General features: G+C 58.9%; 24 protein-coding genes and 1 tRNA gene. 9 read left to right on the top strand and 16 right to left on the bottom strand.

Features of this window, described 5'->3' with window-relative positions:
* Positions 1 to 25: 25 nt before the first annotated feature.
* The 4 genes from VYJ16_RS11650 to VYJ16_RS11635 form a co-directional block, all read right to left on the bottom strand.
* On the bottom strand, positions 26 to 514 hold the full coding sequence (locus tag VYJ16_RS11650; protein WP_336350475.1) for a hypothetical protein: 489 nt from the start codon (positions 512 to 514) through the stop codon (positions 26 to 28).
* Positions 515 to 742: 228 nt separating this feature from the next.
* Positions 743 to 922, bottom strand: a tRNA-Trp gene (locus VYJ16_RS11645).
* 49 nt (positions 923 to 971) lie between these two features.
* A complete protein-coding gene (locus VYJ16_RS11640; protein WP_336350474.1) occupies positions 972 to 1,199 on the bottom strand; it encodes a DUF5795 family protein in 228 nt (75 codons plus the stop codon).
* 101 nt (positions 1,200 to 1,300) lie between these two features.
* Positions 1,301 to 2,305 (bottom strand): DUF5794 domain-containing protein, encoded by a 1,005-nt coding sequence (locus VYJ16_RS11635; protein ID WP_336350473.1) that lies wholly within the window; start codon positions 2,303 to 2,305, stop codon positions 1,301 to 1,303.
* A gap of 497 nt (positions 2,306 to 2,802) precedes the next feature.
* Here VYJ16_RS11635 and guaB point away from each other — a divergent pair, with 497 nt between their 5' ends.
* Together guaB and VYJ16_RS11625 are read left to right on the top strand one after the other, a co-directional pair.
* The gene (gene guaB, locus VYJ16_RS11630) at positions 2,803 to 4,302 is read left to right on the top strand and encodes an IMP dehydrogenase (protein ID WP_336350472.1); all 1,500 of its coding nucleotides are present in this window, start codon (positions 2,803 to 2,805) and stop codon (positions 4,300 to 4,302) included.
* A gap of 215 nt (positions 4,303 to 4,517) precedes the next feature.
* Positions 4,518 to 4,676 (top strand): hypothetical protein, encoded by a 159-nt coding sequence (locus VYJ16_RS11625; RefSeq protein WP_336350471.1) that lies wholly within the window; start codon positions 4,518 to 4,520, stop codon positions 4,674 to 4,676.
* Between the two features lie 54 nt (positions 4,677 to 4,730).
* Here the strand turns inward: VYJ16_RS11625 and VYJ16_RS11620 are convergent, their stop codons facing one another.
* Positions 4,731 to 5,063: a DMT family transporter gene (locus VYJ16_RS11620; RefSeq protein WP_336350470.1), complete on the bottom strand. Its 333-nt coding sequence runs from the start codon at positions 5,061 to 5,063 to the stop codon at positions 4,731 to 4,733.
* Between the two features lie 159 nt (positions 5,064 to 5,222).
* Here VYJ16_RS11620 and VYJ16_RS11615 point away from each other — a divergent pair, with 159 nt between their 5' ends.
* The 3 genes from VYJ16_RS11615 to VYJ16_RS11605 all read left to right on the top strand — a co-directional run bounded on the left by VYJ16_RS11615 (position 5,223) and on the right by VYJ16_RS11605 (position 8,480).
* On the top strand, positions 5,223 to 6,011 hold the full coding sequence (locus VYJ16_RS11615; protein WP_336350469.1) for a TrmB family transcriptional regulator: 789 nt from the start codon (positions 5,223 to 5,225) through the stop codon (positions 6,009 to 6,011).
* A 477-nt stretch (positions 6,012 to 6,488) separates the two neighbouring features.
* Positions 6,489 to 7,529, top strand: coding sequence for a tyrosine-type recombinase/integrase (locus VYJ16_RS11610; RefSeq protein WP_336350468.1), 1,041 nt, complete (start codon positions 6,489 to 6,491; stop codon positions 7,527 to 7,529).
* Positions 7,530 to 7,937: 408 nt separating this feature from the next.
* Positions 7,938 to 8,480 (top strand): hypothetical protein, encoded by a 543-nt coding sequence (locus VYJ16_RS11605; protein WP_336350467.1) that lies wholly within the window; start codon positions 7,938 to 7,940, stop codon positions 8,478 to 8,480.
* 361 nt (positions 8,481 to 8,841) lie between these two features.
* On the opposite strand, the gene VYJ16_RS11600 is transcribed toward VYJ16_RS11605, so the two are convergent.
* The 5 genes from VYJ16_RS11600 to VYJ16_RS11580 form a co-directional block, all read right to left on the bottom strand.
* Positions 8,842 to 9,288 carry a DUF4268 domain-containing protein gene (locus VYJ16_RS11600; RefSeq protein ID WP_336350466.1) on the bottom strand — a complete coding sequence of 149 codons (447 nt, stop codon included), beginning with the start codon at positions 9,286 to 9,288 and terminating at the stop codon, positions 8,842 to 8,844.
* A 193-nt stretch (positions 9,289 to 9,481) separates the two neighbouring features.
* Positions 9,482 to 10,588 (bottom strand): DUF4268 domain-containing protein, encoded by a 1,107-nt coding sequence (locus VYJ16_RS11595; RefSeq protein WP_336350465.1) that lies wholly within the window; start codon positions 10,586 to 10,588, stop codon positions 9,482 to 9,484.
* A 492-nt stretch (positions 10,589 to 11,080) separates the two neighbouring features.
* Positions 11,081 to 11,857: a hypothetical protein gene (locus tag VYJ16_RS11590; protein ID WP_336350464.1), complete on the bottom strand. Its 777-nt coding sequence runs from the start codon at positions 11,855 to 11,857 to the stop codon at positions 11,081 to 11,083.
* A 165-nt stretch (positions 11,858 to 12,022) separates the two neighbouring features.
* Positions 12,023 to 14,014, bottom strand: coding sequence for an archaea-specific SMC-related protein (locus tag VYJ16_RS11585; RefSeq protein WP_336350463.1), 1,992 nt, complete (start codon positions 14,012 to 14,014; stop codon positions 12,023 to 12,025).
* Between the two features lie 159 nt (positions 14,015 to 14,173).
* Positions 14,174 to 15,115, bottom strand: a complete 942-nt coding sequence (locus VYJ16_RS11580; protein WP_336350462.1) for a hypothetical protein — start codon at positions 15,113 to 15,115, stop codon at positions 14,174 to 14,176.
* A gap of 395 nt (positions 15,116 to 15,510) precedes the next feature.
* Here VYJ16_RS11580 and VYJ16_RS11575 point away from each other — a divergent pair, with 395 nt between their 5' ends.
* From VYJ16_RS11575 to VYJ16_RS11560, 4 genes are all read left to right on the top strand, one after another.
* Complete coding sequence (locus VYJ16_RS11575) at positions 15,511 to 15,750, top strand: hypothetical protein (protein ID WP_336350461.1); 240 nt, start codon at positions 15,511 to 15,513, stop codon at positions 15,748 to 15,750.
* Positions 15,751 to 15,807: 57 nt separating this feature from the next.
* On the top strand, positions 15,808 to 16,812 hold the full coding sequence (locus VYJ16_RS11570; protein ID WP_336350460.1) for a hypothetical protein: 1,005 nt from the start codon (positions 15,808 to 15,810) through the stop codon (positions 16,810 to 16,812).
* A gap of 127 nt (positions 16,813 to 16,939) precedes the next feature.
* Positions 16,940 to 17,404: a hypothetical protein gene (locus tag VYJ16_RS11565; protein WP_336350459.1), complete on the top strand. Its 465-nt coding sequence runs from the start codon at positions 16,940 to 16,942 to the stop codon at positions 17,402 to 17,404.
* On the top strand, positions 17,301 to 17,987 hold the full coding sequence (locus tag VYJ16_RS11560; RefSeq protein ID WP_336350458.1) for a CRISPR-associated protein Cas4: 687 nt from the start codon (positions 17,301 to 17,303) through the stop codon (positions 17,985 to 17,987). Before VYJ16_RS11565 ends, VYJ16_RS11560 begins: the two co-directional genes overlap by 104 nt.
* A gap of 254 nt (positions 17,988 to 18,241) precedes the next feature.
* On the opposite strand, the gene VYJ16_RS11555 is transcribed toward VYJ16_RS11560, so the two are convergent.
* From VYJ16_RS11555 to VYJ16_RS11530, 6 genes are all read right to left on the bottom strand, one after another.
* Positions 18,242 to 19,651: a hypothetical protein gene (locus tag VYJ16_RS11555; protein ID WP_336350457.1), complete on the bottom strand. Its 1,410-nt coding sequence runs from the start codon at positions 19,649 to 19,651 to the stop codon at positions 18,242 to 18,244.
* Positions 19,652 to 20,171: 520 nt separating this feature from the next.
* Entirely contained in the window at positions 20,172 to 20,705 is a 534-nt protein-coding gene (locus VYJ16_RS11550; RefSeq protein WP_336350456.1) for a hypothetical protein, read from the bottom strand.
* A gap of 553 nt (positions 20,706 to 21,258) precedes the next feature.
* Complete coding sequence (locus VYJ16_RS11545; RefSeq protein WP_336350455.1) at positions 21,259 to 22,122, bottom strand: alpha/beta fold hydrolase; 864 nt, start codon at positions 22,120 to 22,122, stop codon at positions 21,259 to 21,261.
* 64 nt (positions 22,123 to 22,186) lie between these two features.
* Positions 22,187 to 23,653 carry an amidohydrolase family protein gene (locus VYJ16_RS11540; protein WP_336350454.1) on the bottom strand — a complete coding sequence of 489 codons (1,467 nt, stop codon included), beginning with the start codon at positions 23,651 to 23,653 and terminating at the stop codon, positions 22,187 to 22,189.
* A 114-nt stretch (positions 23,654 to 23,767) separates the two neighbouring features.
* The gene (locus VYJ16_RS11535) at positions 23,768 to 24,313 is read right to left on the bottom strand and encodes a hypothetical protein (RefSeq protein WP_336350453.1); all 546 of its coding nucleotides are present in this window, start codon (positions 24,311 to 24,313) and stop codon (positions 23,768 to 23,770) included.
* Between the two features lie 213 nt (positions 24,314 to 24,526).
* Positions 24,527 to 24,724: a hypothetical protein gene (locus tag VYJ16_RS11530; RefSeq protein WP_336350452.1), complete on the bottom strand. Its 198-nt coding sequence runs from the start codon at positions 24,722 to 24,724 to the stop codon at positions 24,527 to 24,529.
* Positions 24,725 to 25,014: the final 290 nt, after the last annotated feature.

Below are 25,014 nucleotides of genomic sequence, written 5' to 3'. Positions count from 1 at the left end.
CGCCCTCGTGGGTGGTGGGGTGGCGTCATCGACGCTCACCTCCGTCGGTGCGGGCGACGCCACGGGACGCGCTGGTCGGGGTGGGTGCGTCGTGGTCGTCGACGCGGAGCCACCACGGTGGCGAGGTGTGGACGCGGCGGGTGTCGAGGTCGGTGACGGCGAGGTCGTCGCGGACCCACTCCCACCAGAGGCGAGCGACGTGGGCGCACCAGTGGCGGTGTGGTGAGTGCGAGAACCCGGCGCACGAGCAATCTGCGATGAGGTCGCCGTCGTAGATGGTGAAGGTGACTTCGTGCTCGTCGCCGTGGCCGTCGTGGTCGATGTACCCCATGAGTACGCGGAAGGCGGCCGGGCCGGTGGGCGCGCAGATGGCGGCTGCGCGCTGCGCACGCTCCCAGGCGGTGGACATGGTCCAGTCGTCGGGGAAGGTTATCGTCGGCGGTGCGAGGCGCCTGTCGAGCGCGTTGCGTGCCTGCTTGACGCCGTCGCGGCCGACGTGGCGGTCGACCGTCACGCCGAGTCACCTCCGGCGCCGTGTGGTCCCCTGGGGCACTCGCGGCGCGTGAGGCCGCCGCGTGTCGTGATGGTGACCATCCGTGTCCCACAGTGCGGGCAGTGCCGTCTCACGGCTGGCACACCCCGTCATCCAGTGCCGGACACTTGACAGTATCCAGGGTTATCCAGCCACCACAGAAATCGCAAATCAGTGGCTCAGCGTTGCTCTGTTTCTTTAAGGACGTTATGGGGCCGGAGGGATTTGAACCCCCGATCGACTGATATCTCCGGTGTGTGCGCCTCGGAACTCCAGAGGGTCGTCGTCGCGACGCGATGATCAGTCGGTCGCTCGGTATATCAGCTGGAGTTTCGTCCCGGGCGCGTGGCCTCTGGAGTCAGTCGCCATGCCTGGCTTGGCCACAGCCCCGCTGCGCTTTCGGGTTGGATGGAGTGCTGTAAAGGGGTTTCGATTCGCGCTAGTTGCGGTCGGCGTCGCGCCAGTCGCACTCCTGGCATTTGTAGCCGGTGACGAGTTCGGTGACGCTCGGCATGTACGTGACCTTGATGACGTTCTCGCCGCAGTCGGGGCAGTCGCGGTCGGCGTCCTCGATGGCTTCGGTTTCCATGACGCTGCCGTCCTCGATGATTTCGGCGAGTTTCTTGGCGGTTACCATGCGGCCCTGGACGACGCGGTTGGCTGGCATACTCGTGTCTGGTGGGTCGCTGGTAGGTAAGGGTTCTCGTCTCCGCGACCGCGTTGCGGTCGATGCGGGACGGCGGTCGGTGTGGGGCGATGGTGGTCGGGTCAGAGCCAGGGTTCGCGGTCGACCTGGAACGCGTCGTCGCCGTCGTCGGTGTTGGTCGAGTCGCTGCCGTCGTCACCGGTGTGGTCGGTTGCGTCGTCCGTGGGGTCGGTGTCGTCGAACGTGGCGACGGGTTCGGTGTCGTCGCCGCCGTCGGTCGCGGGGACGGTGCCGGGGTGGGTGGGGTTCGCGTCGTCGGCCGCGGTTGCGTCGTCGGCGTCGTCGGCGTCGTCGGCGGTGACGTGCGTGGTTGCGTCTGGTTCGAACGCGAACAGCGCGGTGACGGCGACGACGAGCAGCGGTGCGCTCCCGACGGGGAGCTTGAGTATCGAGAGCGCGAGCAGGCCGAGGGCGACGGCGCTCCCGAACCGGAAGCGGTCGATGGCCATCCGCGCACGGAGGTGCGGTGCGAGGAGTGCGGTCGCGAGCGCGAACGCGGTGCCGACGAGTGCGCTACCGGCGGCGAGTGCGACGAGTTCGGGGTTCGCGGTCGGCTCGATGGTCGGGTTGGAGAGGTCGATGCTCGCGATGAGGCCGGCGCCGACGATGACGGCGGGCCGCGGGAGGTACTCGCCGATGCGGGCGCTCGCGGTCTTCGCGGCGATGGCGATGATGACGAGTGCGGCGAAGCGCTCGAAGAGGTGGAGCGTGAGGACGCTCGCGAGCGTCGGTGCGATGGCTGCTTCGACGGCGGCGCCGACGGTGATGAGGGCGCCGACGGCGAGGATGGTGCGGACGCGCTCCATGCGCGTGCCGCTCATCTCGGCGAGGACGACCGCGACGGTTGCGCTGCCGCCGAAGACGAGCAAGCCGACCTGGACGATGCCGATGGGGAGTGCGCCGACGACCGGGAGCGGGCTCGTGCTCTCTTCGAGTGCGCCTGCGAGGACGAGCGCGGGGAAGATGCCGTCGAGGAGCGGGAGGGCCATGACGGTGGCGAGCAGTTTCGCGTCGCCGCCGACGAGGCCTTCGAGCTTGAGGGCGATGGGGTGCCGGCTCGTGCTCATCGATGTTCGTACGGGGCGTCACCCGTGCCCGAGTGGGAGTGATGCGAGCGAGTGCCTGCGTCGACGGTGGTGGGTGCTCGCGGGAATCCGAACGGGAGGGCTTTGGCTACGAGTTCCATCGGGAGTGTAAAGCGGGCGGTCGAGTCGGTCGACGTCTGCCCGGCGATACACGTTGCGGTGGAGTTCGTAGCCAGCATACGCGCTAACAAAATGGGTTTCGAGGGTTAAGCGTTGTGTGAGATGTGCCCGCAAACTCCAACGGGGCGTTCTCCTCGTACAAGTACCCTGGTTCAGAATCAGCGATTCAGACTGTATTCTGCCGAAGGATAGTAACTGGAACGTAGTCGTCGGTTCGTTCCGGGTGCGAGAACCACCGTCTTCGAGTCGTTCCGCGCTCTCGCGCAGACACGAATCCCGCGGTCCGCGGCCCGTGAGACCGTCTTGCACGCCGCTGACTGTCTCGCAAACCTTTAGTTGCGCCCGTTCGGACGGTTTACATGGCGAACGACGTTCCCCCCGACGGTACATTCTCGGAGAAACTGCGCGTTCCAGAGGCGTTGACGTTCGACGACGTCCTCCTTCGACCGAAGGAGAGTCGCGTCGAACCGGACGAGGCTGACCTCACCTCGCGAGTGTCGAAGAACGTGGAGCTTCCGACGCCGGTGCTCTCGGCGGCGATGGACACCGTGACGGAAGCGGACCTCGCGATCGCGATGGCGCGACACGGCGGGCTCGGGGTCATTCACCGGAACCTCGACGTCGACGAGATGGCGCGACACGTCGAGAAGGTCAAGCGCGCGGACGAGCTCATCATTCGGGACGTCGTGACGGCTCGCCCCGAGCAGACGGTCCGGGAGGTCGACGAGCTGATGGCGCGCGAGGGCGTCAACGGCGCGCCGGTCGTGAACGAGGACGACGAGGTCCTCGGCATCATCTCCGGCACGGACATCCGGCCGTACCTGGAGGTCGGCGAGCAGGACGACGTCGCGGAGGCGATGACGGAGGAGGTCGTCACGGCACGCGAGGACACGAGTGCGCGCGAAGCGCTCGAGTTGATGTACGAGCACAAGATCGAGCGCGTGCCCATCGTCGACGACGACGAGCGGCTCGTCGGGCTCCTGACGATGCAGGGCATCCTCCAGCGTCGCGAGTACGACAACGCGGCGCGCGACGAGGAGGGTCGCTTGCGCGTCGGTGCGGCGGTCGGGCCGTTCGAGACCGACCGTGCGCTCGCCATCGACGAGGCGGGCGTCGACGTGGTATTCATCGACTGCGCGCACGCGCACAACCTGAACGTCGTCGACGGGGCGCGCGAGATCAAGGAGTCCGTGGACGCGGACGTCGTCGTCGGGAACATCGGGACGCGCGAGGCCGCCGAGGACCTCGTGGACTTCGCGGACGGCCTGAAGGTCGGTATCGGGCCGGGTTCGATCTGTACGACGCGCGTCGTCTCGGGGGCGGGAATGCCCCAGATCTCGGCGGTTGCGCAGGTCGCTGACGTCGCGAGCGAGCACGGGGTGCCCGTCATCGCGGACGGCGGCATCCGGTACTCGGGCGACGCCATCAAGGCGCTCGCGGCAGGTGCGGACGCGGTGATGCTCGGGTCGTACTTCGCGGGGACGGCGGAGGCGCCCGGGCGCGTCGTGAAGATGAACGGGAAGAAGTACAAGCAGTACCGCGGGATGGGGAGTGTCGGTGCGATGCAGTCGGGCGACGACGAGAACCGGTACCTGAAGGAGGAGCCCGAGCAAGAGGAGGATTACGTGCCGGAGGGCGTGGAGGCGGCGACGCCGTACAAGGGCCCGCTCCGGGACGAACTTCATCAGCTCGCCGGTGGGATGCAGTCCGGGATGGGGTACGTGGGTGCGGAGACCGTGCCGGAGTTCAAGGAGCGCTCGGAGTTCGTTCGCGTCTCCTCGGCGGGGCAGGCGGAGAGTCACGCGCACGACGTCGTCATCACGGACGAGGCACCGAACTACAGTCCCGACAGTAGCTGAGGCGTCGACTCCGGGGTCGCGTCCTTCGCTCTTCGTTCCGCGTCAGGTTGTCGTCGCTCGTTCGTCTTCGTTCGTTCTCGACGCTCTAGGTTCGTTCTTGCTGCGCCACGTTCGTTCATTCCCGCGGGTTCGACGTCGGGTCCAGGTCCAAACCCGGACGAATCGTGTGCGGTGGTAACAGTTAACATATCTGGGCGCGTAGTTCGACGCGGACCATGAGCGTACTCGACTCCATCCGCGACGCGCTCGGCGGCGGGACCGACGACCCCGAGAACGACGTCCGCTACCAGTGCGAGTTCTGCGACAGCGAGTTCCAGACCGCGTACAGCTTCTGCCCCGACTGCGGGAGCGAACGAATCGCTGAGATAGCGTAACCACCACTCGGACACCCGCTCGTACTCCAGCCCGTCACGGAGGGTCGCATCCAGCTAGTGCGCGGACATCTCCGAGAGCACCGTCACGCAGTACACGCCGCCGACGATGAGGACGAGGCCGACGATACCGGGGACGTCGAGCGCTTCGTCGAACACGACGACGCCGATGGCGGCGACGCCGACGATCCCGAGTGCCGCCCACGTCCCGTACACGACGCCGACCGGGAGGTCCTCGAGCGTGAGCGAGACCAGGTAGAACGCGAGGCCGTACCCGACGACGACACCGACGCTCGGGACGGGATTCGAGAAGCCGTCGGAGAGCTTGAGTGCGGTCGTTCCGACGAGTTCGGACACGATTGCGGCCGCCAGTAGCACGTACGGATTCATGCGTTCGGGTCCCACCACCACAGATGTGAACGTTCTGTAATGAGCCGCCACTTGCGGGTCGTTTCACCCCACCACCCCGGAGCGTGACTCGCAGCACGCACCCGGTCGTCGAACGACGCACGCGAACCTACAAAGTACACGCAGACGTGGGGCGAACCAATGACCGATCTCGGCGAACTGGGTCTCTCGAGCTACGAAGAGGAGGTCTACCGGACGCTCCTGGTGACCGGCGCAGTCACAGCAACGGACCTCGCCAACGCCAGCGGCGTCCCCAGAGGACGCATCTACGACGTCCTGAACGGACTCGAATCCCGACAACTCGTTCGAACGCAGTCGACCGACCCGACGCGATACGCCGCAGTCCAACCCGAGACCGCGGTCGACAGACTACTCGCCGAACGCGCACTCGAGTTACGCGACGAATGGACGCGATACCGCGAGGTCGCTGCCGACCTCCGCTCGAACCTCCTCCCGACAGCGCCAGCCGACGGCAGCATCTGGCTCGGGTCACTCGGCAGCGAAACGATGCAGACCGCACTCGAAGAACACGTCCAGACCGCCACGACGTCCATCCACGCCATCGTCGGCCCACCCTACGAATCCGCTCCCTGGAAGCCGCTCGAACGAGAGGTCGACGCCTTCCTCGACGGCACGAACCCCGACGTCTCCGTCTCCCTCCTCGTCACCGAACCCGTCCTCGAAACCCTCCCCGACACCCTCTTCGACAAGATCGACGCGCACCCAGCAACAGTCCACGTCAGAGCCCTCCCCGACGTCCCGATATCGTTCGACGTCATCGACCACCACGTCACCACGGTCGACATCCCACACCCACAACACCCCGCAGACCGCCTCGGCATCCTCGCAGTCACCGACAGCGACGTCGTCGACGAGTTCGAACGACAATTCCAAGCACTCTGGAACGACGCACTCCCAATCACAGAATGACGTTCATCCACCCACCAGAACACACGAACCCGACACAGCCCACTCGCTAGACTCGTCGTATTGCGTCGCGGAAGAAGCGGGCCGGAAGGGAATTGAACCCTAATGATAAGTTCGAATCGCGGCACAGCGCCGCGATTCGCTCCTTATCATAAGCATTCGCTCACGTCGCACGGCGACGTTCGCGAATACCCTGACCGCTTTCGCGGGTCGCTCCCTGCCGGGCATCCAGTAGGTGCCGGGCGGGGTGCGCTTCCACGCCGAAAAGACTCAGTTCCGGGCCTGCGGCGCTTCGCGCCGTTCCGGGCTCCTGACCTAGAAGAGTCGATCTCCCCGCGTTTCGAGCTACAACCCCGTGCAAATCCGTCCGCACACTCGAACGCGTGGCGAGCATCGGACACCCAGACCCTCGAAGAGACCTCACATCGGGGCCTCGCAAAGGAACCGGGAATGCCTGTCGTCCTGCGACAGGACAAGACCATGACCGACGACCTAGAGCCCATCGGGCCACGAGAAGCCCTCGAACTGTACGCCAAAGACCGCGACATAGCTACGTCGACCGAGCGCGCCCACCGTCGGCGCATCGGCCGGCTCGCCGCGTGGTGCGAGAGTCAAGGTATAGACAACCTCAACAACATCAACGGCCGGAAGCTGCACCGGTTCAAGATCGACGCGTTCGAATCGAAGGACAACGGCGGGAACTACTCCCGGGAGACCATCCGGAGCGTGATGGACACCATCCGCGTCTTCATCCGCTGGTGCGAGTCCATCGACGCCGTTCCACAGGGCACCAGTGAGAAGGTGCAATCACCCTCGCCGGAGAACACGCGTACCGAAACGCTCGATGCGGAACGCGCAGGACAAATCCTCCGCTACCTGCACGAATACGAGTACGCGAGCCATCGTCACTGCCTCCTCGAAGTCTTCTGGCACACTGGCCTTCGGCTCGGCGGCGTTCACGGTCTCGACGTCGACACGGTTCATCTTGAGGAGAACTACGTCGAACCGCTCCACCGGCCAGAAGAAGACACCCCACTCAAGAACGGCGAGGCCGGTGAACGGCTGGTCAACATCTCCGAAAGCACGTCCCAGGTCATCGCCGACTACATCGAGAACAATCGCCACGACGTCCAGGACGACTACGGTCGCGAACCGCTGTTCAGTAGTCGATACGGTCGTCGTGCCAAAACCAACCTCCGTGAGATAGTGTACGCCGTCACCTGCCCCTGCACGTACACGAACGAGTGCCCCCACGGCCGAACCATCAGCGAGTGTGAGGCCACGGAGCGGAAGGATCAGGCATCGAAGTGTCCGTCCTCTCTCTACCCGCACGCGTTCCGCCGTGGCAGCATCACGCATCACCTGCGAGAGGATATGCCGAAACATCTCGTCTCGGATCGGATGGACGTGAACTCCGAGACGCTCGACAAGCACTACGACACGCGTTCGGACAAGGAGCGGATGAACCAACGGCGAGACTACCTCCCCTCCAACAACGACCTGAACAATCGGCGTAAATAATCAAGTCAGGGAGTAGCCTCTCTACGGCCCCTGCTGTTCTTTCTCCGACTCCTCTCACGCGTGGGTTGGAGACTTACTGAGTACAGAGGGTGTCATAGAACAGTTCGCATACCCGGTCAGTCGTCACAGGGTGAATTGTTAGATACAGTCGAAGGATGTGAGCCGACGGATTATGGTAGCCTCCTATCTTGTCAGAAACTACGTGCGGGTACAGAGGTTGAATCTTTCATAACTATATTTACTCAAGCGACCAGAGCAACAACGTCTCACCCCTTCTTGAACGAGGTGCCGGAGGGATGGTCTGCTCAATTTTTAACTTCGGCAGTGGCCAGCAGCTCCTACTGTGGGTCGCCAACCGAGACATCCAATGCAAAGAATATTTTTGAGCATTAATTGTTGTCTCCGAAGATGAGCAGCACGCAATACTCAAATAGAAGAAACCGGATCTACAAGGATTGTTTCAATGAATATCGAGCACAGTATATTAATTATCAAAAATATTATCTCGCAGCCAACGTCCTTAGTAATGCCCATTCCGCATTGAATATCTATGGTACTGTAGCCGGCGCAGGGCTGTTGGTACTGATTGCTTGGATATTTCGTGCATCCGATCCAGGGGTATGGACTCCCATTAGTCTGATAGCCGCCGCATCAATCTCTGTAGCCTCGTTTATCAGTTTTTCAGTAGATTGGGAAGACCGTTCGAATACCTACTATCGTGAAGGCCAAAAACATCAAGAGCTATATAAGAACTTTAATTATCTTCTTAAAATCCGGATGCCAGACCCGAACGAAAACGATTCTGATTTGGAAACCCGGTATAAAGAGCTGGTAAAAAATAAGAACGATCTGAATATGGAAACGTCTCAAATTGCACAATTTTGGTATAAATTGCTGGGTCTCAGGGAAGATCTGGACTGGGAACGTCCTCCATTACATAAATTACAATAGTAACTGAAGAGGATCATTTAACAAATACTCGCCGATGCAGAGGAAGTGTATATATCCGTCGGCTTTTATCTTTTCATGATTTCATACAATCAACGGAATATAGATTGTAAGATATATGCTGCGTGTCTTCCACGGCGTCGCGAACATCATCTGAAACTGGTATAAACTCTAGTGGTCAATTCGCAGCTTTGACTGAACAGTCCATTCACTCTCAGAAGGACTGGAAACAACTACCTTGTGAACTATTCTATGACGCCCTCGAGTACAATCAGGCAGAATAAACTAACATCCGTAACATCACAGCCAAGGTTCTGCATCGCTCGGTGCGGACGTAGATTGCCGTCAGCAAAGCGAGCCGCAATCAGTGGCTTCCGTACCGTCGAGCGTACGGCCGGAACACGGTGAAGAATTGCTCACCATTCTCGATCAACCAGTTTTGATATTCGCTCCAGCGAGCCCTGTTGCTTCCAATATCGACGTCCTTTCGTCTGACTATAATCTTGGTGCTCTGGTCTGGAGGACGCCATTCGAGCCGCCCATCGAACTCGGCATCGATTTCGGACTTGAAGTCCCGGAGAAAGTCGAACATCTCCTCCCTCTTCTCCCGATCTCGCGGAATGAGATACACCAGCATCTGCCCGTCCAACCGGACGTTGAAGCCAACACCCAATGACGACGCCATCGTAGGCTGCTTCCTCCAATTATCGTTCTCTGCATCCGCTCGCTCCATTGCCCTCAGTGGCGTGTCCTCCCTCTCTCGAATCCGCTCGTTCAGTTCCCTCCAAAACTGCTGACGTGCTTCGTTCATACGAGGATTCCAATCTTCGTTTGATAGTTCGACTGGACTACTTACTCCCCTACACGTTGGAGGAAACGATATCCTCCGAAGTAAATGTTAGCACACCGAATACGACAGATCTGTGGATGCCAAGGCTCCGAATATTCGACATTCTCAGATCGGCAGACAATCACATGTGGGCAGACGGAACGTCACTACCCGGTTACTGAATCGAGGTAGAATCCCCAAGGTCTTGGTCTAAGATGGGCGTAAGCTGTTCGTAGAAATCGACCATTCGGTCGACCGCCCACGTTTTCAGTTCCTCGTCTTCAAGAGCATCATCAAGTTGTCCAACTCCTTGTGTGATGTAGAACCGGGCGTATCCGCTACTGCCATAATCCTCGGAATGGATCTCTTCAGGAATGTCAAGCGAGCCCTCCTCCACCGTCGATAGCACTTTTTCCAGCAGTTCTTTGTTCCTCTCGCCATCATCGTATCGGAAGTTCATGACGACGCGCAACTCCTTCTCGCCGGGAGATCCCTTGAACTCCCAGACGAGCTCGACATCTTTGTCTCCGGTTGGAAGTGTGAGATAGTTCCTACTGCTGGCGCTCTTCCCTGTAACGTGGGGCAGCTTTTGATTGAACCGTTCGAGTAACTCGCCGTGGAACCGACGGTACTTCTTCTGCTTGGGTGACTCCTCTCGTTCCTTGATCTCCTGTGTCTCCTCAATCCCGATGATTGTCGGGACGAACATCTCGGCATCGTCCTTCTCGTAGTAGTCGAACTCGACACAGTTGATCTTCAGATCGTGGGCCTCTCGCAACCAGCGCGTCATCCGCCGGACATCGTCGGTGATTGTATAGGCGACCAGCATGAGTTGAGGCGACTCCAGTGCGTCTTCAAATTCCTTCTCGAAGTTGCCGATGTCGAATTCCGAATCCTCCTCGTGGTCGAACGCTTCGTAGAGTTCATCCAGTGACTCGTAGTTGGTCAGTTCGAAGAACTGCTCTTGAGTCAGGCGGGACAGAGAAGACGCGTAATCGAAGAGTTGGGTGACGGCTGAACGTGGCGACCGGTCTCGCTTGAACTCGATAGTGGTGAGCGTCCCTTGTTCGTCGCATACGAGCAAGTCCAACTCCTTTCCAGTAGGAAGTTGCATCTTGCTCCCAAGAACGGAATTCTCGCGGGAGGTGAGCGTCCCCATCACCAGCCTTGGGTCACTTTGTATCACTTCGTGAAGGTCGTCCTCCAGGTGTTCCTCGCTATATTCCACCTCCTCAAGATACTCGATTTCGCCCTCTTCGCGGCGGAAGCCGATCAATGACATTGTTCATAGATGTAGGTGACCGCTCAAAGGCTCTTTCCCACTAACCGGGCAATCTGGAATCGGAAATGTCGAGCCGCGTGTTGGGCAGATACACTCTCTCTCTTCGCGCTTTCATCGAAACCGACGGGTCTGAGTAGAGAGCTGTTGTCGAACCTACCGACCGAATCGGAGGTTTCGAATGAGGCCTCGACCCTACGAAATGAGCAGCTTGTGAGTTTGCAGTTCCCGTATCATCTCTACACTCTGCTTAGATGACGAGCCAATGAATAGCGGGCTGGGGCGGGGCGGTTGTGATTGAATGCCCCGGGGATGGGCACCCAGCCCATTGCGAATTCCAGTGTCCCTCCCAGACTGAGCGGAATCCGCAGTTATTCCAAACTATCTTCTGATTAATAATACCTTGGGATACATTCATACAGAGTTGATTTTAGATTGAGTATCTGATGCAGTAGTGCCGGGCATCTATCTATATGATTCCCTCAAAACATCCACTCAGAAACCGAAGTCGAACTCTTCGTTCCCTTCGGCCGAGATGACTTCAGCGCGGAACTGCTGCCAGAGCGATTCGGTCGCCCAGTCCTCCGACCACTCCACCTCCCACTCGCCGGTCGGCGAGACGTGGACGAGAGCGGCCCCGTCAAGTTCTGGGAACGCGTTTTGGTAAGCTATGGCCTGCATCCGGTGAGGCGTCCGCAGCGTTCCCGTCTTGATGTCGACCGCGCGGAGCTTGGAGCGCATCTCTGCCACGAGATCGATCTGCCCGCCGTAGCCGACGGGCGGCCACGCGTCCCCCTCGAGCAATCGGATGAACTTCAATTCGCCCCGCCACACGTCTTCGTAACCGATGTCCAGTTCCGGTCGAATGGTCGTGCGCCACAGGTGTCCTATCTCGTCGGCGTCCTGCTCCGCGACATCGAGGAGCGGATGCTCCGCAGGATACCGGTCGTACTCCCAGCCCTCGGCGGCGAGACCCACGTCGTCGTACGAACGGATGGTCTCGAATAGCGTTGCCGCTGAATGGTGACGAACGCTATCGTCAGATGGATGGATCAGCTCTTCGCGGGCCTCGACAGTGTCGTCGGGTGTGCTCACGTCCATCTGGCCGGTGATGCGGTAGTGTCCGAGTATCCCCAGCTGGCGCTTGTACCAGTACTTGATCCACCAGCGTTGAGTGTTCTTTTTCCACTTGCGCAACGGCCATGGGCTCTCGAACAGGGGTGACTCTTCAGGAAAACTGCTGAAGTCGATGTTTCCCGTGACCGTGGTCACACTGGCATGACGCCGTCCTTCCTCGTCCTCGTACCAACGGTCTCCATCGTCCGTCGTTCCTCGTCGTACCGTACGCCGCCGAAACCGTGATTGGAGCCAGTTCCGCTCTGGTAGGTTGTTCGGGTTCGTCATTGGTGTAGTGCGAGTGCGGCTGCTCGTTGGTGCTCAGATGAACGCGTCCGCCGAAATCTCTGCGTCCTCGGCGTCGACAGCATCAGCATCCCCGCTGAGGAGGGCGGTGACGATGTACGTCACGTCGACAGCGTCGCGGACGTAGTCCAGCAGACGGTCGATGCGGTCGGTATCGAACGCCTCGAGCGAGTCCAGTAGTAGGAACGGTACCTCATCGGCCACATCGTGTGCGATATAGCCAGCCAGCGCGACGACGAGCCCCACCAGCGACCGTTCTGACTCGGAGAGCGTGCCAAGGTCATCCTCGTCGACGACGGTGCCATCCTGCTGGCGTCTCTTCACGACCAGCCGGAACTCGGAGAGACCAGCCGGATGCTCGGTCGGCTCTCGCTCCAGGTGGATTCCTGCGAGTCCGGCGTAGTCGAGTCGGTCGACGAGTTCCGTCATGTGGGTCGTCGCTGCGTCCTGCACGCGTGTCTCTAACTGCGTGATGTGCTCGCGCTGCTCCTCGATCGACGATTCGATGTCTGCGAGTTCCTCGCGCAGGTCGGCCTCTACGCCGATCGTCGACTCGTGCTCTGCGATCTGGCTGTCGATTCGTTCGAGGTTCGCTTCGACGTCCACACGAGCGCCCTGGAGCTCCGCAATCTCATCGTACAGGGCCTCCAACTCGTCACTGCGACGCTGCTGGAGTTCCTCAACCCGTTCCTGCAGCTCGTCGATCTCCGAACGCGTCTCGTCGCGGGCGTCTTCGAGTTCCGCGATGCGCTGCTTCGTGTCCGTGATGCGGTGTTCGAGTTGACGAATGTCGCTCTGGAGGTTGTCACGCTCGTCACGCAACTCCTCCAGATGCTGTCTCTGTGATCGGAGTTCGTCCTGTTGCGCAGCAATCTCCCTCGCCGCATCGTAGTACTCGGACGCCGCGGCTGCTATCGTCTCGACTCGCTCTCGAACCGTCTCGCGTTGGACTGGGTTGCTACAGAGTGGACAGGCAGTCGCCTGCGAGTCGGGGCCAAGCAGCCGAGCAATATCTGCGATGGCGTCCTGACCGCTGTCGATTTCTGCCGAGAGAGCAGGCTCTTGTTCGGGGTTCACGACCACGCGGCCGGTCTCCGCAAGATTGTCGAGCAACAGACCCACACGCTGTAACCGTTGCTCCTTCTCTTCAAGAGAGTGGAGGGCCAAATCGTCTGGGGCGGAGATTGACTCGATCTTTTCCTCCACGTTCTCTAACGTGTTACGTCGATCGGACAGCTCCTGTTCTATGTTCTCAACCCGTCGTTCCCTGCGGTCGATCGTGGTCTCGATATCACGGTAATCCTCCTGTGTGGCCTGCAGCGCATCGAGTTGCTTCTCGGCCTGCTCTGCCGTCTCGTGGTCGACATCGAGAGTGGTGAGCTGGTCACGCTTCTCCTCTAACTCGACCTCGAGCCTCTCAAGTTCGGTCTGACTCACCTGCCGCTGCTCATCCAGCTCTGGAAGCTCTGCCTTCGCAGCCTCGATGGAGTCGAGTTCAGACTCAATCTCCTCTTTGCGCTGCTGGTACTGTTCGATCTCCTGCTGGATGTCCTCCACATCGACTGGCGCCATCAGGAGGTCGGCCAATCGCGCATCGACTGCACTCGGGTCAGCAGTCTCGACGAGCCTGCGAATCTCGTTCGACTCCAGCAGGGAGACATACAAGTCGACCAACGTGGAATCTGGGCTATAGGGATGACCGCCGCGCAGGACATCTCCCTTACTAGCTTCGAGTGTCCGTTGGTATGTTTCGCCAGCAAGGGTCAGTTCCACGCGCCCCCGACTGTTGTCCGTTCCACGCCTGATCGATCCCATTGTCCCGCCCAACACCTCGTTTAGTGCCTTTAGGAGGGACGAACGATTGGAGGCGTTCGCGCCCGCAAGCGTCGTGATGCCAGCGGGGAACTCTACTTCGGCGTGCTCGATACCTCCGATATCGTTCACGGTGAGAGTCGGCCGTTCTCCGACCGATGATGAATCAGTGGTTGTCCGGGTTTCCTCTGACATACATCCGCGGCAGCAGCAGCCCGCGGGCATAAACGCATGGGTAGACGTCACGAGAGGCAGATGAAACTCCTAGCCGATGCACCTCCTGGTGAGAATGAGGCTCGTAAATTACGAGTTGCCTGACTATTCAGCCCTAATCCAACGTTATTCCGCTGGCACTCACTCGGGGTTTCCTATCTGGCCGGGTAGGACATTCCACAGAATTTCTATTTGATCATCATAATCTTCGGCGATTGATATATGGTAAAGTGCAAGAGTCACACCGGTGCTAAGAGCGTACATCAGGGTGAGCTGACGACTGATGAAAGAAAGAACGCCGTCAACGGATTTGGTTATTTCTTCATCTTCCAATTCAATATCTATATTTTTCTCATTAATCTCTAGTGCATCGTCGAAATTGAGTTTGTAATTTGCATGAGCGAAGCCGTTCCGGATATCAGATGCAATCGGACTTTCATCGAGATCAGTGTAATCAAGTGATTCTTGAAAACTCTGTTTTAGCCCATTCCGCTCGGCGAACGACTCATGCTGGTCAATGAGAATCAGAGCACTTGTTAGATACTTTAACCCATCCTGTAATTCTGCATTGTCCGGTATATCATGTAACGATTCGGATATCTGAATACAGGTGTTCAAAACGTTACCGAAGTAACGACGGTCACCATCATCGTATAGCCTTTTTTCCCAATCACCGTCTGACCCACGAAACTCATCAAAGAGGTCATTCAATGCAGTTACATGATATCTCATTGGGCCTTCTAACTCTTGGACATATATTGGTGCGAAAATGTGAATTCCTGCCCTTTTTGTAGTATATGGCTTCCTTCGACCTTCTGAAACCCAATCAGTCCAGTCATTGAAGAACGCATGGTATACTCGTGACCGCTCATATAACGTGGCGATATAATCAACCAACTCTTTAGATTTGAACGACTTTGCACCGTCACTATCCAGGTTCTTACCTAAATAGAGCGGTACTAGAGCAGCAGAAAGGTGGAGTTCTTTCTCCCACTCATTATCATATTCGGCATCGAATATCGGTTGTAACGCCGCCTTGTCGGTTAAAGGCTCTACAAATTCGTAATCCTCTGGTACTACCATACTTCCCAATTACAATGAGTTGAGGTAACTTTTGTCCATGCTAAGTAACCGGTATCAGTGATGCCCAGGAGACGTACAGCGGCTACCATCAATATCGCTTACGCTCCTTCAGATAGAACTAGCCCGTGTGACATCAAACAGACTACTTTTCCCGGTATCTCACGGTTTCAGAGATTCACAATGACTACCTCCAATGAAGACCCCCCATCCGCATAATCAGAATGGGTCGCCAATGGTTCCATCCTCTCGAGGGTCGCACTCTGAAGAATATCATTAGTACAATATGAACCACTGCTCGTTTGCTGGTGTAACTACTGTTTTCGTGTCTCGTATCTGGTGACGGCCTGCCGTGCGTCGTCTGGGTTAATTGTAATACAGGTATGCTCCCACACCAATTGGCCATCCTCCAGTACGACCACGTTCAAAAGCTCAACGACCACCAGCGAGTCCTCTACGATATCATCGCGGAACAATCACAGGTCAGCCCCGGAGAGCTGTATGAAGAATACTGGAAGAGAGTGGAGGAACCAAAGACGCGTCGAATGATGAGAAACCACCATCAGAAGATGGCGAGGTACAATCTCGTTCGTCCCGAGGGCGAGGGAAGGGGACGGGAGCACCATCACGTTTTCTGATTGGCATGTCGACGCATGCAACTGGCTTTTGGGTATCGGGATAGTTTCTGGTAATAAGTGAACCGGAGACACTTCCTCGGCTCGATAGCTGCGGCCTCAGCTGTTACGTTACCAGGGAGAGCGAGGGGAACTCAATCGGCGTTTGTTGACGAGTTCGGATACGCAGTCGTCGACTTCTTCGACGATGACTGGGACGAGTCCGGTCTGAAGAACGCCGTGAGTGAAACAGTGGACTCGGTGTGCTACGCGTACGGGAAGCTCGACGATCCAGAGGAGGTAGAGTCGACACAGGAGTCGGGATTCCTAAGCAGTTTCCAGCAGGTCGGCTTGGAAGAGCTTCAGGAGAATCCCGATGCGTACGATTGGTTGCTTGAGTACCTCGACGACATCGGGGAGTTCCTTGGCTGGCTAGACGTCTTTCCAGACAGAATCGCCGAAGAGGTGAGCGACCTTGCCGACAAAGCTAGTAGGTTCACCAAGTATGTCCCACTCGTTTCGAGCGTGAAGGGCGTCCTTGATTCGGGGTGTGGAATTCACGAGCAACTGGAAGCCGGTAAGAGCCCCTCCGCAGACCGGTATGTCGAGTTCTTCAAATATGTCGCGCTCACCATCGTCGAGGTCATTCTCCTCATACTCTCGTTTGGCGCGTCGTATCGGGTCGCGTACAGCGTAACGGGCAAAATCAACCAACTCTTGATACATCGCGTCGGTCGGTCGATCGGTTGGCGGGCCTACTCGTGGGTGTTGAGCCAGATTCACTGGGGAGTTCGCGTTGCATTTGGTGAAGGGATGGCCCAGAGCATCAATCAAACAGTCGGAACGGTTTCCGAAGAGGTCGTCTCAGCATCGCGGGGAACCGACAATCCGGTCTCTGAGAAGAGAGCATCGGAACTGGCTCGGAAGGACGTGAAACAGATGGCGGAACGCACAGACGATTGGGGCATAAAGTATGAACTCTGGGAAACCCAACAGTGGATCGAACAACAGAGGCGGTCGGCGATGAAGGAGGCCGATAGGTTGAGACGGCAAGCGGAGGCCTTCTTCGGGAACCTTCCGTTGTGAGCAACAGGCGGGGTTAGAGTATAGGTTCCGTTTCCGGAAGTCACACTCCTAGTCGGACATACCCTCAGTGGGTTACAGCGTACGATGAGCTGTACGGCTGCTCACTCTCAGGAGGTGTATCGCCCCGATGACAGGTGAAGAGGAGCGTTTCGCCGAGAAGATCGACGGCGATCCCTTCGGCGAATGGTATCGAGAGCGGAAGTGGGAGAAGAATATTCGAGAGGGCCAGCCGTACTTCAACGGGCTGTCGCCGGTTCCACCAGCGGAGAAGCACTCGCCGAGCAGTCTTCTCCAGTGCCATCGGAAGGTGTTCTACCGACAGGAGAACGCGCCGGCGGAGCGTGAAAAGCCGGAGGGCATCTTCTGGGCAGGCACCCACTTCGAGGAGGATGTGATGGTGCCGTACCTCCGTGACGTGGTGTACGACACGGACGCGTACGTACGCAACTCGATGTGGGTCGACTTCGAGATACCGACCGAGGTGGACAGTGCGTTTCAAGGGCGTGACGGATCCCTGCATCGTCGACCGGGAGTCCGAGCCCATCCTTCGGACAGAGGTAAAGTCCAAGGAGGAGGTCGCCGACATCGATGACCCCAACCGCCAACACCGCACACAGGTTCACGCCTACATGCGCAGTCTCGCCGAAAAGCACGACCGTGAGATTGACGAGGCGGTCGTCATCTACGGCTCGCGGAAGACGTTGGATCTCCGCGCGTATACTTTGCCGTTCGACGACGCGTTCTGGCAGGAGGTCGTCGAGTGGGCCGCCGACCACACCGCGTACCGGGAGCAGGGCGAGTTGCCGCCGGGCAACCCGGAGTACGGCTGGGAGTGCCGCTACTGCGACTGCCGTCACCGCTGCGGCCAGAGCGACGAACCGTACTTGGACGAGGAGCCACGCGGGTTCCTGCCCGACCTCGTCGACTATCCACGCGAGCAGGTCGTTGAGTACCTGCAGGCACACGAAGACGCCGCGCTCACGCCGGCGCTAGGTCACGAGTATCCCGACCTCGCCGTTGAATATGGGGTGATGAACTGGATGTGTCCGCGGTGTGAAACCGAGTACAGATGGGATTCGAGCCAACTGAACGCAACATCGAACCCGCCCGTTTGTCCAGCGTGTGCTGACGGCGATGAGCTGACAACTCTCGACCTCCTGTGCCGCTGCGACTAATCTCGTATCAGGCTACGAATCGGCCCGATAGTACCTAGCCGAGTCATCAACGTTTTCGGTGTAGTAGATTTTCCCGCTACCGAGGTGGAGTCTGTGCCACAGGACGTGGCCACTTGTGGGAATAGGCTCCCCGCCATCAATGTCCCCCGCCTCCAGAAGGCGCGCGGTTCCATCAGGGAGCCACTCGATGGTGAACTACTACGTTCCATCTCCCCCGCGATAGTAACTCCGGGGCCCAGTCCCATCTCGGACGCTTAGAGATCGAACATCTGCTCTGCAAGCCCTCGAATCTCTTCCCCGGTCAAGTCGTTCGTTGTCCGACCGTCCAAGCAGTCGCGAATGAGCTGAAGGTCTTCATCAGTCAGGTCTGCTGGCGACAGAATTTCCCTCTCGTACATTTGGTTCATCGCCTTCAGAAGGTCGATATGCTCCCGTTCCACGATGTCGGTACGGAGGAACTGTACCGCTTCATCGGGTGGAAGCCACTCCTCGATAGAAGCATGTTCCAACCCCTCACCGGCCTTCTGTCCGGATAGGTACAGCCCCATACTCTTGACCTCCCCTTCCTCCATAGCCGAGTGGAGCTTCCAAAGTTCCTCGTACTGGTCGACGGTCAATCGACTCGTGACCTCGAAACTGTCGATTGTGACGGTCTGTTTCGCAGTCCCCATTATGCGAGATGCGCCCTCGAAATGGACTGTGAACGGCCCATACTCCTCCTCGTCGACGACGTGGAACTGCAACTCTCCGCTCTCGTACTGAATGGTCGCGGGTCTCTGGAAGATTCGTTGAATCTCCTCGGTTTCTTCGAAGTTGCCGTACAGGACGAACCCGTCCGGTTCCCCCGATCTGACCTCACGATATTCGTCGAGTATCGATTCGAGGTCATCTCGTATTAGCGTCAGTTCTCTCTTCTCGTCGTCCTGATCTTTGCTCGCAATGGCGTCAGAGAGAGAGCGAACTCGCCGCGCCACACCGAATGAGTAATTCGCCAGTAGCCGGGCGTCGACGGCAATCGGAACGGGTTCACCATCTGATTGCGGAATGAAGAGGACGTACCTCGTGTCCTCGGCCTCCAGCTCGATGGGAAATTCTGTCTCGAACTCCTCCAGTTTGAGAACTTCGTACCGCTGGGCATGTTTCTTGGCGCCGTAGATGTCGTAATAGCTCGTGTAGAAGTGGGCAATTCGGCGGAGATGGCTCTTGAACCAAGAGAAGATGTCGTGTTCCGCGACCTCTTCGGAGAGGCCAAAGGCCGACTGTAGGTTCTCGGCATAGCCCCCATCGATCTCGTCCTTCAAGTTGCAGAACGACTCCGCATTCTCCGTAGCGACGTGCTGATAGAAGGTTCTCACCTCGTCAGGCTGGTAGCTCGCTAACCGATCCGAAATCTGGTCTGCGTCCTCGAATTCGCATAGGAGCCGTATTCCGAAGGTTTCGGCGTACTCCATCGTCTCGCGAAGGAGAGTAGCGGACTGACGAGCACCTTCCTCCGAGTCGATTCCCTCCTCTCTCACCGTCTCCATCACTTGCCCGATCTCCTCAAAGGTACGTCCGGGCCGCCAGTCGCCTACAGCCCACTCGACGATGTCGGTTGTAGTTTCGGCCTCGTATCCGTCGGGTTGAGGATCGCTGTCATCTGGCTGTTCGTCTCGTTCGCGCATCTACGGTGTAGTTAGACCCCTCGTGTTTAATAGGCCGTTGGAGGGGTTGTTCCTCAATCCCTCGCCCGACCCTCTCGATCGATGCACAGATTCTGGCATTCGCAACTACAGTGAGGAGGTTGAGGTGGATGCCGCTCATGACTTGCTCACGTTCATTACTCACTGTCTCACTCTTGCTCGGGAGGGAGTCGTTTGACGATGTTCTTGACGAAGCGAGTCGTCATTGAATCCGACCCGGTCACAGAGATCGTCGGCCACGGTCATGTCGTAGGGAGTCAGGAAGATGGTCTTTTCGGGCTAGCGGAGCTCAGGGGGTGACATAGAATAGTCTGCTAACCCGTTGGTTTCAGTTCTCGTGAGGGTGAATGGTCTGTTCAGTCAAGCCTGCGTACTCATCAGTGCGCTGGTCAACACAAGGAGAAAGCAATTTTTCCCACTTCGATCTGAGACCGAATTATATGGGAGAAGCCACCGGAACCCAGTAGTGGTGTGTCACCCGGAGGCTCCTGGTCAGAATCTGCTATTCTTCTGAAATGCTGGCAATTTGATCCTGAATAGCAACGGTGGGCTCCGGCTTAAAAAAATCTCCACCCCAGAGCGTGTCCTCTCCCGAACAAATCTCATCTACCCTGTCAGGCATAAGCCGAATCTCAATAGGCCCCACCTCGATATGAAGCGTGATTATTTCGATGACGAAGTGCATTCCGTACTCGCGACTCTTTTCAGTTTCATGCGTCTTCTCGAGCCAGCTCTCGTCGACACGCGAATCCTTCTTCAGTGCATCCTCCCAGTGGTTGATAAGGCGATAGCCCAGTTCTTGCTTGGGTAGGAGGTTCGGAGGGTGGAAGGTGTGCGGAAGGTCTGCTTCTGACATCCCACCTGTTGACTGGATTTTGGCTTCAAACTCATCTCGAAGCTCAAGGAGTAAACTGATAACTCTCTCCAGCGGGTCTGCCCCCGTTTCATTTTCCGTCACGAGAAACTTATCGACTTCTTCGTCGTCTTCGGGTAACTCGTCGGTGTAGTTCGATAGTCTCACTTGATACGTCGCCATTATCAGTGACTTCGTGGTGACGAATATAGCCCCGTCGTCTGCGGGGGTGGCTTCGATGGCTCTCTCGACCTCCCGGGGCGACGTATTTTTGTTCTGGACTAGCTGACCGATATCTAGACTGTGAAGGATATCGCATGCCCGACCTGTAACGCCAGTAGGTACCCGACGAACTCCCCGCACGAACACACTGTAAATACTGTGACAAAGCGGCCAAGCCTTCGACGTGGATGTGCCTTTGGTGTAATACGGACGAGGAAGTGACTCAGAATCCGCACGATGATCCAGCCCGCTACTATTGCTACGAATGCAATCTGGTCTTCGACCCACGATGATCGTGGTTCAACTTGACCGATAGGGAGTACATGTCGTGGATAGACCAGACTTACTCTCACTAGAATTTACCATCAAGATGCGACCGGTGGCTGCTGACCTGTGATTGTCGATGGGGAAGCTGTATCTAACGAATTGAGAGAACGGGATGAGTGAGTGAATTGTTGTATGACACACTCGGAGATCATCGATGACCACCTTCACAGCACGGATGTTCCTGGGGTCAGTCATTCGCTGTATGCTCGCCGATCCAGTCGCGAACCGTCGATTCGAGACCGCATTCCTCTTCGACGGCCATGATGAGTGCTCGGAGGAGACGGTTGTACGCAGCTGGGCGTTCGATCATCGCGACGTGACCGGTGCGTTCCATACGGCAGAACACGCTCTCGGGGAGCCGACGTGCAGTCTGGCGGGCCACAGCGACCGGAACGATCCCATCGGCGGGGCCGTGGATGACGAGCGTGGGTACGTCGACCCGTTCGATGTCGGGGCGTCCGTCGTAGCCCCAGAACGCCTCGGTCACGGTCGTCCAGGCCGAGCGGCGGCGCGGCAAGGGGTTCGATTGCAGGAAATCCTCGATGACGGCCTCTTTCGTCCCCTCGTGAAAGCCGACGCGGTAGGCGAGCTGGCGAATTAATGCGTCGTTCGCAGGCAGCCGATACAATCGCAGCGCCAGGAACAACCGTAACAACGGTCTCTCCCACGCCGGCGTAAGGTCGTGATCACCCCCAGCGTGGAGGACGAGTCCAGCCGTCGGATGGCGTTTGGCGTATTCGAGCGCGATGGCGGTGCCGTAACTGTGGCCATGGACAATCGGTCGGTCGATATCGAGCGTGTCGAGCAGGTTTCTGAGATCGGTGATGTGCCCGGTGAGCGATTGTTCGGGACGCGTCGTGGAGTTCCCGTTTCCAGCCAGCGCATACGTCACCAACTCCTGCTCGCCCTCGAACGCGTCCAGTTGTGGATACGGGTTCCACAGCGAACCGAGCCCGCCGTGGACGAACACGACCGCCGGCTCTGATCCGGCCACGTGAATCGTCTCCAATGCGACTGACTCCGAGACCCGTACCTGGCGTGGCTCCAGCATCGAACTGCGGACATCGTCGAACCGGACGTACCCAGGAGGGAACGGTGAGTTGGACATCGGTGGTTCAGAAGGAGAACGTGTCACGCGCCGATTGGAGTGCCAGGCGCGAGAGCAGGCGGGCGGGCCCACGCTTGGGTAGCTCCCGGAGCGTCTCGACGGTTCCCGGTGGCTCTCCACCACCAACGTGTAGCTCCCAGCCCATCTCGTCGGCGAAGCGTTCGACCACCGCTTCCACGCGTTCCTGTATCGCGTCGGTATCCATAGTCATCGGTGTCCCATCCTGCATCACGAGTTCTCCGTCGACGATGACGGTCTCCACGTCGGCGGGCGCCGCGTTGTTCACGACGTGGGCAGGCACGTTCGTCAGCGGTGTGAACTTCGGCTTGTCCACGTCTAGAAGGATGATGTCCGCCCGCTTTCCGGGTTCGATACTCCCAATCTCGTCGCCGACCCCCAGCGCATGGGCCCCCTCGATTGTCAGCATCCGCACCAGTTCCATCGAGGAGTATTGGCCGGTCGTCCGCTTGACGTTGGCCGCGAGGCGAGCCTGTCGGGCCTCACCGAACAGACTGTAGGAGTCGTGCCAGTAGTGGTCGTCGATGCCCAGCCCGACGTCGACGCCCGCATCCCGCAGTTCCGGGACGGGTGTCCACTGCATGTCGGCGTCCGGGTTCCAGTAGCAGAACACCGACGGACAGTGCGCCACGGACGCGTCTGCCGCGGCAGTGCGCTCGATATCCGTCTCGTCGGCGACGCGGAAGTGAGCCGCAACCAGCCGGTCGTCGAGGAGGCCAACCTCCTCGAGAAGGCCAAGGGAATCCCTGCCCCCGTTTGCGCGCGCCATCGTGTTGCTCTCTTCGAGCTCGAGCAGGTGCGTGTGGACGAGCAGGTCGGGGTGCTCGGCAGCGAGCTCGGCGGTGCGCTCCCACAGCTCGCGCGTACACGACCAGTCGTCGTGCGGGCAGATCGTCGCACGGATGCGCCCGTCGTAGGTGTCGTGGTACTCTTCAATGAATGCCCGAGCGCGGTCGAACTGCTCGTCGACGGGAACATCCCAGAACATATCCGTGATGGTTGGGCCGAAGAATCCGCGGAGTCCCGCCTCGCCGAACGTCTCCGCCCCCGCACTCGGCCGGACGTCCATCGAGTTGGTGGTCGTGACACCCCCGAGGAGGAAGTTCAGGGCGGCAAGCTCGTACCCGGCCTCGACCAGATAGTCGAAGTCGCCCTCGCCGAGGCGGCCGTAGATGGCCGTCATACTGCCCATCATCTCCAGCAGGTCGAGGTCGCTGAACGCCCCGATCAGCGGCGTCAGCTCCAGGTGGGTGTGGGCATTGACCAGTCCCGGCATCACCAGTCTCCCGTCACCGTCGATTGTGTGCGTGGCCTCGATCTCTCCATCGCCGTCCTCGGACGGTCGAACCTCGGTGATCCGACCCTCTTCGACGAGCACCGTGCCACGCTCGTACAGGCGGTTTCGCTCGTCGACGGTGAGAACGAGCGCATCGGAGATAGCGACGTCAACGGTCATATGTCAGGCCTGAACCGGCAGTCGCGTCAAGGTTGTCGATACTAGTCCGAAGCAACAGTCTTCGGGCGATTGGACGACGCGAAGACCGAGGCTCGTGCAGCGGGGCGGTCGGTGTTAGAACCCCCATCGGAGGCCGGACATCGTTGCGACGATGGCGATCATCAGGACGAGTTCGACCAGGCTCAGCATGCCGTACTTCTTGTTCAACGTGGCGAGGCGCTCGTGGTCGGTCTCGTCGGCGGCGATCTCGTCGAACATCCCTGCCGTGAACTTGTGGAGGGGGCCGAACCCGAGAACGAGCAGCGCAATCGCGATCGCAAGCGCCGCCCACAGTGACGGCGTCGGGGATGCCCACAGTCCCAGCATGCTGGCGAGGCCAATCCCAGACCCGATCGCGCCGACCGAGACCGGTTCCATCAGCAGGTTCATCTTCGGGACGAAGCCTTCGGCGAACTCGACGTTGGCCTCCTCGGAGAGACTCCCCATGACGGGGCCGAGGACGACCGCGCCGAGCACCGCAGTTCCGAACCAGAACGCCCCGAGGAAGAGGTGGACGGTGAACATGATCCGGACATCGTTCGAGAGGTAGCCCAGGACGGGAAGCACCAGGGGAACGGCGACAGCACCGGCCGTGAACGGTCGGGATGCCGCATCGGTCATCAAGCGGTACCGCTCGCGTGTGTTCGTCGGTCTGTGTGCATCAGCCAGTGACATCCAGTCTCACCCCACTGGCGAGTACGTCAGCGGTGGCACACAAAAAAGTTGGCTGATTGGCAACAATGGAGGGGGGCAGACACGACATCCTCCTCCTCGCGTTGTTCTCGAACCGTTCCAGTGGATGCTGCTTCTGTCCCAACCCCGGGACGACCTCGATCAGCCTTCTCGGTCGTCGTCCTCGTCGATGTACCCCTCCTCTCGGAGAAACTCGAATCGGTTGGCATGGTTGCCAATAACACCGTCTCCTACCTCGCTCTCGTAGTGGTGCCGTAGCGTATCGTCATCTGTGATAACGGCACCGTGATAGTGGACGAACGGCCTCGTCACGTCCACCAATTTGTCCCCGTCAAGCATACACCATGCGTGTTCGAGACCGCCGATGTCCGTCTCCGAGACGACAGCGAAGCCCTCAGCGTATTTGAATCGACAATCGTACGCCCACATTTCGAGGGCGTTGGCAAAGCAGGCGTTTGTCCGAGGTTCGGTTGCTCGGATGGCCTCGGCGACGAGTTCCCTCTCGTCATCGGTGATGGCGTCCGAGATTGCGACGGAACGACCGGCTATTGGTTCCTGTGTTATCCCGCCGCTGTCAACGGCGTTACCGTGATCGGCGATGTACGTGTGAACTGGTGATAACTCGCGCG

This window comes from Halorubellus litoreus (assembly GCF_037081675.1).
Classification (GTDB): Archaea; Halobacteriota; Halobacteria; order Halobacteriales; family Natrialbaceae; genus Halorubellus; species Halorubellus litoreus.
Note: the sequence above shows the minus strand (reverse complement) of the source record. Positions and strands in the feature narration are given on the sequence as shown.

Coding starts and splice junctions, on each gene's coding strand:
- VYJ16_RS11595 (WP_336350465.1), bottom strand. CDS start 10,588: ATGTCATTGATCGGCTTCCGCCGCGAAGAGGGCGAAATCGAGTATCTT.
- VYJ16_RS11535 (WP_336350453.1), bottom strand. CDS start 24,313: ATGACCGATGCGGCATCCCGACCGTTCACGGCCGGTGCTGTCGCCGTT.
- VYJ16_RS11580 (WP_336350462.1), bottom strand. CDS start 15,115: ATGGTAGTACCAGAGGATTACGAATTTGTAGAGCCTTTAACCGACAAG.
- VYJ16_RS11550 (WP_336350456.1), bottom strand. CDS start 20,705: ATGGCGACGTATCAAGTGAGACTATCGAACTACACCGACGAGTTACCC.
- VYJ16_RS11600 (WP_336350466.1), bottom strand. CDS start 9,288: ATGAACGAAGCACGTCAGCAGTTTTGGAGGGAACTGAACGAGCGGATT.
- VYJ16_RS11615 (WP_336350469.1), top strand. CDS start 5,223: ATGACCGATCTCGGCGAACTGGGTCTCTCGAGCTACGAAGAGGAGGTC.
- VYJ16_RS11530 (WP_336350452.1), bottom strand. CDS start 24,724: ATGCTTGACGGGGACAAATTGGTGGACGTGACGAGGCCGTTCGTCCAC.
- guaB (WP_336350472.1), top strand. CDS start 2,803: ATGGCGAACGACGTTCCCCCCGACGGTACATTCTCGGAGAAACTGCGC.
- VYJ16_RS11565 (WP_336350459.1), top strand. CDS start 16,940: ATGACAGGTGAAGAGGAGCGTTTCGCCGAGAAGATCGACGGCGATCCC.
- VYJ16_RS11540 (WP_336350454.1), bottom strand. CDS start 23,653: ATGACCGTTGACGTCGCTATCTCCGATGCGCTCGTTCTCACCGTCGAC.
- VYJ16_RS11640 (WP_336350474.1), bottom strand. CDS start 1,199: ATGCCAGCCAACCGCGTCGTCCAGGGCCGCATGGTAACCGCCAAGAAA.
- VYJ16_RS11605 (WP_336350467.1), top strand. CDS start 7,938: ATGAGCAGCACGCAATACTCAAATAGAAGAAACCGGATCTACAAGGAT.
- VYJ16_RS11555 (WP_336350457.1), bottom strand. CDS start 19,651: ATGCGCGAACGAGACGAACAGCCAGATGACAGCGATCCTCAACCCGAC.
- VYJ16_RS11620 (WP_336350470.1), bottom strand. CDS start 5,063: ATGAATCCGTACGTGCTACTGGCGGCCGCAATCGTGTCCGAACTCGTC.
- VYJ16_RS11610 (WP_336350468.1), top strand. CDS start 6,489: ATGACCGACGACCTAGAGCCCATCGGGCCACGAGAAGCCCTCGAACTG.
- VYJ16_RS11545 (WP_336350455.1), bottom strand. CDS start 22,122: ATGCTGGAGCCACGCCAGGTACGGGTCTCGGAGTCAGTCGCATTGGAG.
- VYJ16_RS11585 (WP_336350463.1), bottom strand. CDS start 14,014: ATGTCAGAGGAAACCCGGACAACCACTGATTCATCATCGGTCGGAGAA.
- VYJ16_RS11625 (WP_336350471.1), top strand. CDS start 4,518: ATGAGCGTACTCGACTCCATCCGCGACGCGCTCGGCGGCGGGACCGAC.
- VYJ16_RS11635 (WP_336350473.1), bottom strand. CDS start 2,305: ATGAGCACGAGCCGGCACCCCATCGCCCTCAAGCTCGAAGGCCTCGTC.